A 14677-nucleotide genomic window follows, 5' to 3' on the forward strand; every position below is an offset into this window, starting at 1 on the left:
TTCAATTTTGTTAATCCGAACCATATGATATGGCCAAGTCATTTGTTCTTATTTCCAGTAATTTTTCCTTTAAAATCTTTTGCATTTCCTGAACCACATCACCATAGGCAGGGTTATGCGCCAAATTATTGTATTGTTTGGCATCGTGTTCCATGTCGAAAAGCTCCATCCCTGATCCGGCATCTTCGTCATACTGAATATATGCCCATTTATGGCTTCGCACAAGAAAGGACTTGCCTCCTTGGCTTACGGAAAATGCATATTCCCTAATATCCGACTTTGGATTATCCAAAGTTTTCACAAGGCTTTTACCCTGTAAATGTTTGGATGCCTTTAACCCTGCCAATTCGGCCAAAGTAGGATACAGGTCCAACAGTTCGGAAAAGGAATTACAGACCGCCGGTGCTTTTCCAGGCACTTTGATAATCAAAGGCACCCTAACCGATTCCTCATGAAGGCTTACCTTCATCCAAAAACGGTGTTCCCCCAAATGAAAGCCATGGTCGGAAGTAAAAACAACAATGGTATTATCCTCCAAGCCTTCTTCCTTCAAAGTCTTTAGTATCTTTCCTACCTGTGCATCCATATAGGCTACAGAAGCGTAATACCCAGCTACTGCCTTTTTTTCCTGTTCATCGGACATTTCCCCATTTACACTGGTCACATAGTTAATTCCTCGAGCGGGAATATCGTCCCAATCATTTTCAACTTTAGGGGGCAATACCATTTGTTGGTGTGGATAAGGTTCAAAATATTTCCTTGGAGCAACAAAAGGCACATGGGGCCGTACCAACCCCACTGCCAAAAAGAAGGGATTATTTTTATTTTGTTTAATAAGTTCGATAGCCTTTACAGCGGTCTTACCATCGGAATGTACCAAATCGTCCCCATCCGCCTTTACAATGGTCATAACATTACCCCCTTTTCTTGGCTTAAGTCCGTAAGGATTATTTTGCACCAATTCAGCCTCCCCCTCTGCAGTCCATTCCGGTCCCTGACTATTAAACCTTTCGGTCCAGGAGGCCTCATCGTCCTGTCCGTTGGAACCCGTTTCAATATCTATGGGAACTCCCATATGGTAAATCTTGCTTACCCGTGCCGTATAATAACCGTTATCCTTAAACAATTGTGAAAGTGATTTGCGTGAAGGCCCAACATTCTCTCTCCCGCTTACATATCCGTAGGTGGTAGTAGCATTAGGGTAATAGCCAAACATTAAAGAAGCCCTTGAGGGCCCACAGACCGGATACTGGGTATAAGCTCTGGTATATTTAACACCTTGTGCCGCCAATTGATCAATATTGGGTGTATGTGCCGCCTGATTTTCATAGGATGAAATAGCAGTGGCCGTTAAATCATCCGCAATTATGAATAATACATTGGGCTTGTTGTTCTTTATTTTTTTTGCAGTTTTGCCTTGCTGTGCATGTCCAGCAATAAAGCCGATCATTAACAGACTTAAAAGCAATTTTCCCATTTTAACCAATTTATTTGAATTTAAAGATTGATAATTGTTCCTACTTTCCAAAAATAACACTTAGTTCCCCAATATCTAATACAGGCCAACACTTCGTTTAATACGAATCAATTCTTTCGATCCATTCATATTTAATTTTCCTATTGCCAAAACGAATCTAACAAATACAAATAAGACTCTGTTAAAAAGCTACATAAATCCTAAAAAAATCTCCTATTTTTGCGCCATGCGCAGAAAGAATACAAGACAAGTTTTTGAAAACGTAGAAGTAGTAGATGCAGGAGCCAAAGGCAAGACAATTGGAAAAGCACCTGACGGACGTGTAATTTTCCTTACCAACACTGTCCCCGGGGATGTAGTGGACGTAATGACCACCAAAAAAAGAAAAGCCTATTTCGAGGGGGTAGCCACCAAATTCCATACATTTTCCGATAAAAGGACTACTCCAGTATGTGAGCATTTTGGGGTATGTGGCGGATGTAAATGGCAGGATATGGGTTATGAGCACCAACTGTTCTACAAACAAAAGGAGGTTGAGAACAACCTTCGTAGAATTGGCCATTTGGAACTGCCAAAAACCAGTAGCATCATAGGCTCTAAAAAACAGTATTTCTACAGAAACAAAATGGAATTTTCTTTTTCGGATAGCCGATGGTTGACCCTGGAGGAAATAAACTCCGGTAAGGAAATTGATAATAAAAACGCCCTGGGATTTCACATCCCTGGTATGTGGGACAAAATATTGGACATTAAAAAATGTCATTTGCAGGAAGATCCATCCAATGCTATTAGGTTGGAAATAAAGGATTTTGCTATTAAGAACAATCTATCTTTCTTTAATCCCAGGAATCAGTGGGGTATGCTGCGCACGGTAATGATACGTACTTCCTCTACGGGCGAAATTATGGTCATGGTCCAATTTTATGAGAACGATTTGGAAAAAAGGGAATTATTAATGAACCATTTGGCTTTAAGCTTTCCAGAAATAACTTCTCTGCTATATGTCATCAATCAAAAACAAAATGACACCATATATGACCAAGAAATCATATGTTATTCCGGACGGGATCATATATTTGAGGAAATGGAAGGTCTTCAGTTTAAAATAAATGCCAAATCCTTTTATCAAACCAACTCGGACCAAGCGTATGAACTATATAAAGTAACGCGGGATTTTGCCGGACTTACCGGAAATGAATTGGTTTATGACCTTTACACCGGCACGGGGACTATTGCCCAATTCGTAGCTAAAAAAGCCAAAAAGGTAATAGGCATAGAAGCCGTTCCCGAGGCTATTGCCGATGCCAAGGCTAATGCAAAAAGAAATAAAATAGACAACGTAGATTTCTTTGTAGGGGATATGAAGAATGTCTTTAATCCTACTTTCATAAAGGAACACGGAAGGCCAGATCTAATTATTACCGATCCTCCCAGAGATGGTATGCATGCGGCCGTTGTACAGCAAATACTATCCATTGCTCCAGAAAAGGTCGTATATGTAAGCTGCAACAGCGCTACACAAGCCAGGGATTTGGAAATGATGAAGGACGATTATGAAATATTGAAAGTGCAGCCCGTGGATATGTTTCCGCAAACCCATCATGTTGAAAATGTTGTACTTTTAAAGAAACGGACCAAATAGTCCACCCGAGCATGAAGAAATTCTATATTCCAATACTAGTTTTAATTACATTCATCAGCTTTGGAGCCTGCGAAAAAGATGATATCTGTATAGACGGGGACACCCCACTACTAGTGATAAGATTTTATGATGTGGACAACCCCACCGAATTAAAAAAGGTAACCAAATTTAGAATTGTGGGAGTTGGTCAGAATACTACGGTTACGACCGTATCCGACAGAACCGATTCGGATTCTATTTCCATTCCTTTAAAGGTTACAGAAAACACCACAGGTTTTTATTTTATTAGCAACTCTTCAGATGTTGAAACTACAGATTCCGGTGGCGAAACAGTTACCGTTGAAGGGGGAGATTTAGATACCTTGTACTTAAATTACAATAGAATAGATAAGTTTGTTTCCAGGGCGTGTGGATATATTGCCAATTATGAAGATTTAAGCGGCGATTTAAAAACGGAAACCGATAACTGGATAAAGGATATAGAAATTGTAACCCCATTGGTAGAAAATTCAATAGCGGCCCATGTTAAGATATATCATTAGTAGTTTTTTATTTCTCACCTTTCTTTTGGGATCTTCCCAAAGCAAGCCTATCGACTTGCAGCCAAAAGATACAGTGGCCCATACCGACCCTTACGGTATTAGGGTGGGAATAGATCTTAGTCGCCTGTTAATTTCCTTTTTAAACGATGATTACCAAGGACTTGAATTAGTTGGGGATTACAGGATAACGAACAAACTGTATGTGGCCGCAGAACTGGGTAATGAAAAGAATACCAGACAAGAGGACCTATACAATTTTACCACTTCTGGAAGCTATTTAAAACTTGGGGTGGATTATAACACCTATAGCAATTGGTATGGTATGAACAATTCAATACATGTCGGGGGGCGCTATGCCTATAGTACCTTTAGCCAAACTTTGAACAATTATCAAATTTTTGACACCAACCGGTATTGGAACGATCCCGAATATCAAATCAATCCTGACCCCAACGCTGTAAATGATTTTCCCTGGGGCTCCAATGTCGCCCAAGAATATAGCGGATTAAATGCCAGTTGGCTGGAGGCCGTGCTAGGTGTAAAAGCCGAACTCTTCGCCAACATTTATTTGGGGGCAAGCGTTCGCATCGGATTCTTGGTCAGCAACAAGGAACCGGATAATTTTAGTAATCTATGGATTCCTGGATTCAATAAAGTTACCGACGGTAGCAAATTTGGCGTTGGCTACAACTATTCCATAACCTATTTTTTACCGCTCTACAAAAAAGCAAAAAAAATTAAGGAAAAGGAAGAAAAGCAGCCACCAATGCCAGAAAAACCTAGAGCTCCCGGAAACCCTTAATAAAAATCCATTTCATCATCAGTTTTTCTCCTGATCTTGTTTTTACAGCACTAAATTTGGGAGCCAATATACTTGCGGCCACCGCGGCTATAAAAGCTAGAACCAGAGTATTGAGCGATAAGAACATCCCAAGTAATAATCTGCCTGCCACAAATAAAATGGCGAAGCCTAGAAAATTAAAGAAAAGGGCCTTGTGTTTTGGTTTCAAGATTACTATACTTTTAAATTATCAAATACGGGTTATTCCTCCTTGTTAAATTTGGCCTTCTTGCTCCCCTCGTACATTACGTATTTTACCAAGCGCGATTCCAAATGACTATTAAAGACCTTTATCTTCCTTGAAGGACGAAGCCCCACAAATTTTAAGGCCTCCAAATTGGATGTAATGAACCAGGCATCGGTCCCTGGATAATTGCGTTTTAAAGTGTTTCCTATATCGCTATAAAAATCCTCCATTTCTATATCCAATCGCTCACCGTAAGGTGGATTGAACACCATATGCAAATGTTTGTCAGTGAATTTTTCGGTATCAAAGAAGTTTTTCCTTTCAACGGTTATATAATCGGATAAATTGGCATTAACAATATTATCCTGAGCCTTTCGCACTGCAGATGGCGCCTTGTCATATCCAATGATCTTATGATTAAACTCCCGTGTCCTTTTGAGACTGCTGTCCACAATTTTTTCAAAAAGATCGGCATCAAAATCATGCCATTTCTCAAAGGCAAATTCCTTCCTATTAATGTTGGCCGGAATATTACAGGCAATCATGGCTGCTTCTGTCAATAAAGTGCCACTACCGCACATGGGATCCAAAAAGTCGCATTGTCCATCCCATCCACTTAACAATAAAAGACCTGCGGCCAAAACCTCATTTATGGGCGCAATATTGGTAGCCGTCCTGTACCCACGTTGATGTAACGACCTCCCTGAAGAATCCAAGGCCACATTGCATTGATCATTTTGTATATGGATATTGATCCTAACATCCGGGAATTTTATATCTACATCCGGCCTACTACCATCTGTATCCCTAAACTTATCCACTATGGCATCTTTGGTTTTTTGGGATATATATAAGGAGTGGGTAAAATTTTCACTATTTACTGTGGCGTCTATGGCAAAAGTCGTGGAGGTCGACAGATAATCGAACCAATCCATGGCATAGATTTTTTTGTAAAGATCGTTCTCATCCCGAACGCGAAATGAATGAATAGGTTTCACTATTTTAATCGCAGTCCGCAAACAAAGGTTTGCCTTGTACATAAAGCCTGTATCGCCTTCAAAAAAAACGCTCCTAACCCCTTCTTCAACATTTCCTGCACCAAGGTTTCGCAGTTCCTTTGCCAAAATTTCTTCAAAACCAAACATGGTTTTGGCCACCATTTTAAAATTATTGTTCATATCTACCTTTAAGATTACCGCAAAAATACGTTAATTTTAGCCCTTATTAGCCAATATGATAATTTTGTAGAATACCAGAACTAATCCTAAATGAAATATTTATTACCCATTCTTGGTGTATTACTGAGTTTTATATTTGTATACTTCACAAAACCAAAAAACAAGGAAGTCTTTAAACTTCTTTTAGCTTTCAGCGGCGCTTTTTTGCTGGCACTTACTGTATTTGAATTGTTCCCCGAAGTTTATGGCAGTGCAGAACCAAAAACGGTAGGGGTATTTATTATGTTGGGGATACTGCTCCAGATTTTTCTTGAATTTTTTTCCAAGGGGGCCGAACACGGGCATGTTCATTTAGATCCTGAAAAATCGGATTTTCCTTGGATGCTTTTCATAAGCCTTTGTATCCATTCCCTGCTTGAAGGATTGCCCATAGAAAATCACGGTACAATTCTATACGGAATTCTGATCCATAAAATCCCCATTGCCATTATCCTCAGCATATTCTTATTAAGCTCTAAGATAAAATTGCAATCCGCAATATTTTTTATCGTTCTTTTCTCTGTGATGACCCCCATAGGTACCTACATTGCAGCCAATTATGAGTTTGTCCATAGGTATGCCGTCTTGCTGAACGCTTTGGTAATTGGTGTTTTCCTCCATATCTCAACGGTTATTTTGTTTGAAAGTTCGGAAGCGCACAAATTCAACCTGCGTAAATTGGTGGTCATTATACTAGGTATCGTAATTGCTTATTCCCTGTAAATGTTTAGTAAGGAAGAAGCAAAAAAGTTAAGGCAGGATTTCTGGATTTCTTTTGGAAAATCATTTCCAAGAAAATGGATTCTTTACAACACCGGAATAAAGGATTTCTCATTTAAGTTCCACTTTGATTTGTCCACTGCCATGGTTTCAATGGATATTGAAAATCAAAATCTGGAGAAACGTATGGAATTATGGGAAAAATTAATTTCACTTCAGTCGCTTTTCAAAGAGGAATATCTACCAAATGCCCTGTTCCAGGATACGGTTTTCCTAGACAACGGTAAGGAAATATCGAGGGTCTCCGTTAGTTTGAACAATGTTTCCATACATAACAAAAACACCTGGCAAGAGACCATGGTATTTTTGAAGGAAAACATGACCAAATTTGAAGATTTCTTCAACGAATATGAAGATATTATTCGTCCCTAAACCACATCGATCATAATAAAAAACCAATGACTTATGGCACCTCCCAGCACGAACAAATGCCAGATAAAGTGATTATAAGGGATCCTTTCCATAGCGTAAAACAGTATCCCTAAAGTATAAAATGCACCCCCTAAAAAAAGGGTTCCCATTCCAATGGTCGTGGTATTGCTTAGTAAATTATCCAAATCCAATACGATCAACCAACCCATTACCAAATAAAGTAAAAGCGATATAAATTCGTATTTGCCAGTGTAAAATAACTTCATTAGCGTACCAACAGCAGCTATACCCCAGACAATATAAAATAGTAGCCACCCATTACCTTTTTCCAACAATATCAAGGCCACTGGTGTATAGGTCCCCGCAATTAAAAAATAAATACTGATGTGATCCAATATTCGTAATCTATTTTTCAAATTTGGATCCTTTACAAGATGGTATAAGGTTGATGCCGTAAATAAAAGCACAAAGGTAAAGCTGTAAACAACAATGGAAAAAATTCCATAGGCATTGTGCCGATCGTTTATCTGATAAAGCACAATAAAGCCTATTAGCCCAAGAAGGATGCCAAGGGCATGTGAAAGGGTGTTCAATTTTTCCTCTTTTTCCAGCATTTGTTGGTTGTTGATAATGTAAAATTAACCAAAGTAAATTTTACATGAATGCCATATCTTAGGAAATAAATAATATTGCCCCGTCTGCACAAATAACACTTATAACCAGGCAAATAGCTCCATTACGCCATTAAATCTACGTATTACACCAAAAGCTTATTGGGCAACGATCAATCTACTTCAAAAACAGCTTCGGAAGCCAGTGGTAAACCATCGTTGGTAATTCCTTGTAAAACAACTCTATAGATGGAAGATTTCGTTCCTGCTGGAAAAATCACTTTGCTCTTTCCATTATTATCCATTTTCACTGTGGGCTCCCAATGGAGGGTGGAACTGAATTTTTTCCTATTCGCTCCCAGATCGTCATTTCCATACGCCGGTTCGTAAAACTTTCTGGGCTTATAAAATCCCTGGTAGTTAAACACATTGCCAGCAACTTTATTTTTCTGATCCTTAAGCTCCTTACCTGTTAGGGTGTACACTGCAATAACACCGTTTCCTCCTTCGGAACCAAAAATGGAAGCTCTAGACCCTTTTAAAACATCAATAAAATCGACCTCCCAAACAGGGACGTTTTCAATTGCTTCTTGGTTTACAGGTACACCATTTAAAAGGAAAAGGGGGGTGGTTCCTCTTTCCGAACTCATGGAATTAACACCTCTAATAGCCACAAATCCACCATACACATCTACCCCAGGGACACGTGCACGTAAAGCCGCCAAAATATTCGGATAGGGCTGATTTCTTATTTCTGAAAAATCCACTGTATTGGATACACTGCTGTAAATAGAATTGGTGCTTCTTTTTGTATCCATCTCTTTTTTCTTTGACTTACCTTCAGTTAAGATCAATACTTCATCCAATTGGATCAATTTCATCATTTCGTTTTCAAAATTCGTATCAAAGCCTTTTCTTGCATTAGGATTTTCTAAAAATTGTTCAAAGTTGGTAGTTTCCCTTAGCCCATACTCCTTCTTAATGGCACTGACGGGTGCAGGTCTTATGGAATCCAATTGAACAGCGAATTCTTTCATTGGACGCTCATAATCCACCATTTCAAAAGCCAATTTATTATCTTCCATAATATCTAGCCCCAAAAACTTAAAACTTCCGTCTTCGTCGGATTTTATGCTTAGGCGACCCATCAGATTACTGTCTTGAAAAGTTAATTTCACGGTAGCTACATCCGGTTTTTCAGGATTGTGAAATTTACGCACCCCGCCTTCCACAGAGATTCCCAATTCCTTAATAAACTCAAACGAATCACCCTTGATATTCGGCAAATCGTTTACTATAAACTGTCGCCATCCTTGAGTCATCATCAACAGGTCCAAGAACTGTCTTCTTTTAGGATCTTCGGAATAAAAGTAGTAACCAGGATGTTCTATATCCCCTTTTAATTCTGAATTTAACAACAAATACGTTCGTATATCGGACTGAAATTCCCTAGGTGACGCTGCCGCTAAATCTATAATGGACATAGACATATTTGCTCCGAAATTCGATATCTCCATTCCATCGGAATCCAGTTCTACACTTAATTCCACCGTGCCATTTTTGGCATTGGTGTGCGAAGTAGGAATAATTTTTATTTGGGGAGACGAACTGCTGTCATCGTAAAATACCAATCTCTCGGAAATGGCTTTACTCTTTTCATCCATAAGGGTAAATTGGGCAATACCGGTCACAAGGAGCTTTTTATCGACCTTAAAAACAGCTATAGATTTATCCTGCTTAATTTGGGCATTATATATTGTTCCCGTTCGCTGGCTCCCAAGCAAACTATAGCCTTTAAGCCCATTGGCACTTGATGTTTGAATATTTATTTGATAATAATCCCTTAATTCCTGGACCCGCATTACAATTCCATTATTGACCCCATGTGGCAGATCATAGGAATATTTTTTGCCATTATACATAATATTGGCAGTGTATTTTCTTCCCGCTACAGGCTTAATATCGAAAAGTCCCATCCCTAAATGGGCAGATGTAAATTCAGTGATTTGGACACCCGTATCATCTAAAATTACACCTTCAATATCCATGGACCTGCCATCTACCCCTAATATTTTGAAACCAACACGGTTAAAATAATCATTGACCAAGTGCCCACCCTCAGGGAAAAATTGCAAATCTGGAATTTGCCCTTCCAATACTACTTCCGATTCCACCTGATCAATCCCATCCAAAACAGTCCCAGCGCTTTTCGTTATAAAGTTCAATGGGCTAATGTATATCTGCTGCCTAAAAAAATAGTCCTCTTCAAAATTCCTCATATAGTTTGTATAGGCCCTTAGCGTATACGCACCTCCATATAAATCTGAAGGCAAGGCAAAGTCCCCATTGCCAATACCATCTTCTATCCTAATTATTTTGAAGTCTATTATTTTGTTGTCCGGACCAACAATATCTACATATACTACATTCCTTATAGCATCCCATAAGTGGGAAGCCGCGTTTAAAAGGTATACTTTAAACCAAATATCTTCCCCCGCATTATAATATGATTTGTCCAGATGCAAGAACACCTTTTCCCGATAATTAATGGAATCATTAGCTATAGAATATTCAGATGTATCCTTTCCCTGGGAATAAGTGAAATTAGTGAACACAATCCAAAGAAATAATACTAATGATGATATTTTCAAAAGGTTCAATATTTAGTTCGACTGTAAAATTAAATCTACAATTTTTTCTTTAAAAAAAACATAATTTAACTTTGGCAAAAAGAAATATTCGCGAACCATTTGCACATTAAGTCATTGAAATGAACATTTTCACCAACCACGAAATAAGGTCCCGTTAAAAAATAAATAAACCAATAAACTACAGATAATCTCTTTCAGTATTATTGGACAATAAGCTTGGCCCTCATCACCGATGAATGACCTGGAAAAGTACATACTATCCAATATTCACCTGGTTCCTCAGGCATTTTAACATAAATCTTTTCAGCTGTTTCCGGTTGCATAATAGCGGTGTGATAAAGCACTAAATCGGTATCCGGTACATAGTTATAGTCAGGCCCGTCCAATCCCAGCATTAAGGCCATTTGCCCCACCTTATCCACCGACTCCACACCTTTCTGGGTAATTACGAGGTTGTGCATCATATCGTCGTTATTATTAAAAGTGAGCTCTACCTTAGCTCCTCTTTTCACCTGCACTTCCTCAACATCATACTTTAAACCAGGTTTGGTACCTATCATTAATTTTTGATCGGATTTATTATTCCAATCAATAGGCATTTTTGTTATTCTTTTAGGTTGATCAATGTTTTTACCCGATTTGGCAATTCCTGTCATTTGTGGTGACTTCAAAACTCCGCCAGGGACTTCGTTCAAAGTATAGTAACCTGTGTTATGCAATAGTTTTTTGCCAATCTCAGAGGTAAGGTCTGGGATTTTAATCTCGTGAATAAAGCCCAACCGCATTCCGTGCAAAGTTAATTTAACGGAAAGCCTATCTGGCGAAACCTCTGCTTTGTGTACCATTACCGGCTGTTCCTCCACAATGGGACTACCGTAGGTATTATGATATTGATAAGTAAAATTTTTCATTTTATAGTTAGCTACATCACTGGCCAACTTTCTATTGACAGGTTGAGTGAATTCCAATTGAAATCCATCATCAAGTGCTTTCATAGTTTTTATCTCAAAGGGTACTTTCCCTGTCCAGACCAATCTTTGTAAACCAAAGTTTTCTTTACCTGTGGAAGACCATCCCCTACTGGTCATTCCAACAAACATACTGGTATCACTCCCCCAAATCATTCTTAATATACCCGAAGAAAAGCCCTCACGAAATAAAAATGAAGCACCTTGATACACCCCATTGACTTTCTCCATAAAAACCCGCATAATCTTACTATGCCCTTGGTCACCGATAAACATCTGTCCTTCAAAGGGACCAAAATCCCCTTTGGTGGTATCATATAAAATATCCGATGTAGAAATTCCCTGTATGGTATGGGGAAACCAAATAGCAGGAGCCTTTAGCGCAGGCACTTTTTTGGCATATTCATAAAGACTTAAACCAGATTGCTTTTCAATTTCTTCCTGTTTTAATTTTAAGGGAGACTGTGGGTCATCTGTCCATCTTAAACCTTCAGGATTACCTGCAAAATCACCAACTTCCAAATGGGTCATCCTTCCCGATCCTACCCAATCTCCTTGGTTTTCGGTGTAAAAATAATCGCCTTCAGGACTGACTTGGAAACCCGCTGGCGACCTTAACCCGGTCGCTATCGGAGTCATTTCACCTTCAGGTGTTATTTTTAACATCCACCCCCTCCATTTAACCAAACTGGCTCCATGACCAATCCATGATAAATTTAAGGTAACCAACATATCCCCATTGGGCAAAATTAACGGCCCATAGGAATAATCGTGGTAATTACCAGACAATGGCCAAGAGTAAACAGTCTTATAACTATCTGCCTTTCCATCCCCGTTCCTATCCTCCAATCTAGTAAGTTCCCCTCTTTGGGAAAGATAAAATCCATTGTCCTTATAGGCCAAGCCCAATGCCTCATGCAACCCATTGGCATACCTCTTGTACTGTGGATTTAAGCTATAGGGTTTATCTATTAGCCATACCTCACCCCTTCTTGTTGAAACTCCTAATTTATCGTCATCCGTTAAAGTTAGACCACCCACTTCCAAAACGATGTCTTTTGGGATGGGTACATCTACTATTTTATAATATTCCGATTCCTTTTTGGCCATGTCCGAACTGTCCTGACCAAATGTAATTTGCACTGCAACTATTAGTAATACAAAAAAAACTGCCTGTCTTAAAATCTGCATAATTGGTTGTTTTGGGTTACCAAATAATATTGTACTTAATGTTCTTGCTACCTGCGGGTATTTTTAGAAGTAATTCATCCTTTCCATTGGAATGACGTACCAGAGGAGTTAAATTGTTTTTTTTTGAAAAATCTATAAAATAACTTTCATCGTTAATAATGAAAGTACCATCCTCGAGTTTGTGAATAGATTCCCCTTCTGCAATTTTATGCCATATGTCCCCATTGCCCTCAATGGCAATGGTACGTGTTAGCCCACGACCATTTTTAGAGGGTTTAAATGTATTGCTAATAGACGTTCCCTCTACTTGTACTAAAAATACTGGAAGACCATTGTCCTCTATTTCATATCCCAATTGCTTATAATTTACATTTGACGGAATACTATCTGGCCAAACTATGTCCTTATTTTCCAAAATCATAAAATCTGGATCACCGTGAAAGGATACCGAAAAACCTTTGGGTTCAGCAAGTTGATTAATCCCTCGGGCATGCCACATTTGGGTAACATCCAGAAAATCGCCATGCCAGACCTGTAATATGGACTCCCTGCTTAAATCATAGGAGAAATTTATATTTTCCGGGGTACCTACCGCGATGCAATGTGTCCTTTTTTCACCATTATGCATCATAAATCCGCGCTGGGTTGTAGGCTCATTCAGAACCTGAATCAATATATTCTCTGCTGGTCCTCTATTGGAAGAACCCAAAGAATTCTTGGCATTCAAGGACATCTTTTGTATTTCCGGACCTTCCACTTCTATTCTAAATCCAGAATTCCAAGGATTGTGTTTATTATAGATAAAAGTGAAAGGCAGTTTTCCTTTTTCCAGTTCTACTTCCCCTATCCCAGGTGTATCCAAACTGTAATCCCCATTTAAATCAACTATAGTATCGGTTCCAATTATCAATAGGGCACCACCATTGTTCACCCCTATATCAAAGAGATAGGTTCCTGAATTTGAAACATCAATTTGACCATCATACTTCAATATTCTTTTCACCCTATCCCCTGTGACCATTTTGGCAGAAATACTGTCTGCCTTTATATCCCTAATCACTGTTAGGGTGTCAAAGGCAGCAATTGAATCAGAATTGCTTTCGTATTCGGTCATATGGATATCCAATAGGGATACCTTTTTATCTTCGTATAGCTTGTATTTTAGATTCCTTATCGCTACCGGTCCGTGATCACCTTGAATAATTAATGGCCCTCTAGCTTTTTCATCGTTAAAGGAAGAAGCCCTTGTAGGGCCAGTTACCTCTACATCTTCCTGAATCAACTCATCATTCAACCATACCTCTTGAAAAACGGCATTTTTGATTTTATTACCAGAAGCGTCAAATTTGGGAGCATGAAATATAATTTTAAAATGCTGCCATAATCCTGGAGATTTTGAAGCGTTGGTTTTTGGGGAATGTCCCTCATAAGCTTTATGATCACCTTCCCTACTATCGTCCCAACGCTGATAAATACCTCCTATATCACCAGATGTAGGCTCCTTTACACCCCAACTATCCAATAATTGAACTTCATATCTACCCTGAAAATAGAGTCCAGAATTTGAGTTGACCGGCATCATCACATCCAGCTCAATTTCTATATTCCCATGTTCAAAATTTGTAAAAATGTGACCATTTTTTATTTGTCCATCCGGAATGTTCGCCAAAATCCCTTTTCCTGGCGAGGATGTCAATAACTTGTCCTGCTTCCTATCAACATAGACATCTCCAACAATCTTCCAATTATCGTTTTCCACCTTAAATAAGGATAGGTCGTCTAGTTGGAGCTCAGTGAATGGCAGATAATCCTTTATTTTGGTAGATTCACTAGTAGTGGTTGTAGTTTCTTTGGATGGACGATCACCGCATGAAATAAAAATCAGCAATAACCCACTTAAAAACAATGGTGTTTTCATAAAATTGAAGCTTAAGTTACTTGAAACAATAGTTCCAAACCTTAAATATATAACTATAAGTTATAAAACTTCTATATCACCAAAGACATGCTAAAAAACACTTTATCGCCAAGCCTCCGAACACTGGGCATTTGAACTACGAAAAGGTTTTCGTAAGTATAAAAATAAGTCGGTTATCTCCTCCTATATTCTAGACAGATGAGGAAACCAATTATATATGGGGAGTCCCTTATATGACTTTGGTCCAAAAAAAAGCACCTACCATATACATGGTAAGTGC

At 38.7% G+C, this 14677-nt stretch carries 11 protein-coding genes; 5 read left to right on the forward strand and 6 right to left on the reverse strand.

The features are described from left to right. Positions 1-10: 10 nt before the first annotated feature. On the reverse strand, positions 11-1477 hold the full coding sequence (locus tag LV92_RS19345; RefSeq protein WP_111625268.1) for a sulfatase: 1467 nt from the start codon (positions 1475-1477) through the stop codon (positions 11-13). 226 nt (positions 1478-1703) lie between these two features. Here LV92_RS19345 and rlmD point away from each other — a divergent pair, with 226 nt between their 5' ends. From rlmD to LV92_RS19360, 3 genes are read left to right on the forward strand one after another with little or no spacing between them, the layout of a single operon-like run. Then, positions 1704-3119 carry a 23S rRNA (uracil(1939)-C(5))-methyltransferase RlmD gene (gene rlmD, locus LV92_RS19350; protein WP_111625241.1) on the forward strand — a complete coding sequence of 472 codons (1416 nt, stop codon included), beginning with the start codon at positions 1704-1706 and terminating at the stop codon, positions 3117-3119. Positions 3120-3130: 11 nt separating this feature from the next. Then, on the forward strand, positions 3131-3661 hold the full coding sequence (locus tag LV92_RS19355; RefSeq protein ID WP_111625242.1) for a DUF6452 family protein: 531 nt from the start codon (positions 3131-3133) through the stop codon (positions 3659-3661). Then, complete coding sequence (locus LV92_RS19360) at positions 3642-4463, forward strand: DUF6048 family protein (protein ID WP_111625243.1); 822 nt, start codon at positions 3642-3644, stop codon at positions 4461-4463. The genes LV92_RS19355 and LV92_RS19360 overlap by 20 nt, the downstream gene beginning before the upstream one ends. Before the next feature lie 240 nt (positions 4464-4703). Here the strand turns inward: LV92_RS19360 and LV92_RS19370 are convergent, their stop codons facing one another. After that, on the reverse strand, positions 4704-5867 hold the full coding sequence (locus tag LV92_RS19370; RefSeq protein ID WP_111625245.1) for a THUMP domain-containing class I SAM-dependent RNA methyltransferase: 1164 nt from the start codon (positions 5865-5867) through the stop codon (positions 4704-4706). A 90-nt stretch (positions 5868-5957) separates the two neighbouring features. Between LV92_RS19370 and LV92_RS19375 the strand changes: the two genes are divergently transcribed. Beyond that, entirely contained in the window at positions 5958-6629 is a 672-nt protein-coding gene (locus LV92_RS19375) for a ZIP family metal transporter (RefSeq protein ID WP_111625246.1), read from the forward strand. After that, entirely contained in the window at positions 6630-7058 is a 429-nt protein-coding gene (locus LV92_RS19380) for a DUF4268 domain-containing protein (protein WP_111625247.1), read from the forward strand. Here the strand turns inward: LV92_RS19380 and trhA are convergent. The 4 genes from trhA to LV92_RS19400 form a co-directional block, all read right to left on the reverse strand. Continuing rightward, entirely contained in the window at positions 7055-7672 is a 618-nt protein-coding gene (gene trhA / locus LV92_RS19385) for a PAQR family membrane homeostasis protein TrhA (protein WP_111625248.1), read from the reverse strand. The genes LV92_RS19380 and trhA overlap by 4 nt on opposite strands. Positions 7673-7842: 170 nt before the next feature. After that, positions 7843-10320 carry a TonB-dependent receptor plug domain-containing protein gene (locus tag LV92_RS19390; protein WP_146613561.1) on the reverse strand — a complete coding sequence of 826 codons (2478 nt, stop codon included), beginning with the start codon at positions 10318-10320 and terminating at the stop codon, positions 7843-7845. Positions 10321-10520: 200 nt separating this feature from the next. After that, positions 10521-12479 carry a plastocyanin/azurin family copper-binding protein gene (locus LV92_RS19395; RefSeq protein ID WP_111625250.1) on the reverse strand — a complete coding sequence of 653 codons (1959 nt, stop codon included), beginning with the start codon at positions 12477-12479 and terminating at the stop codon, positions 10521-10523. Positions 12480-12495: 16 nt separating this feature from the next. Next, complete coding sequence (locus LV92_RS19400) at positions 12496-14397, reverse strand: 3-keto-disaccharide hydrolase (protein WP_111625251.1); 1902 nt, start codon at positions 14395-14397, stop codon at positions 12496-12498. Positions 14398-14677: the final 280 nt, after the last annotated feature.

The organism is Arenibacter echinorum, from assembly GCF_003259375.1.
In the GTDB taxonomy this organism is placed as follows: Bacteria; Bacteroidota; Bacteroidia; order Flavobacteriales; family Flavobacteriaceae; genus Arenibacter; species Arenibacter echinorum.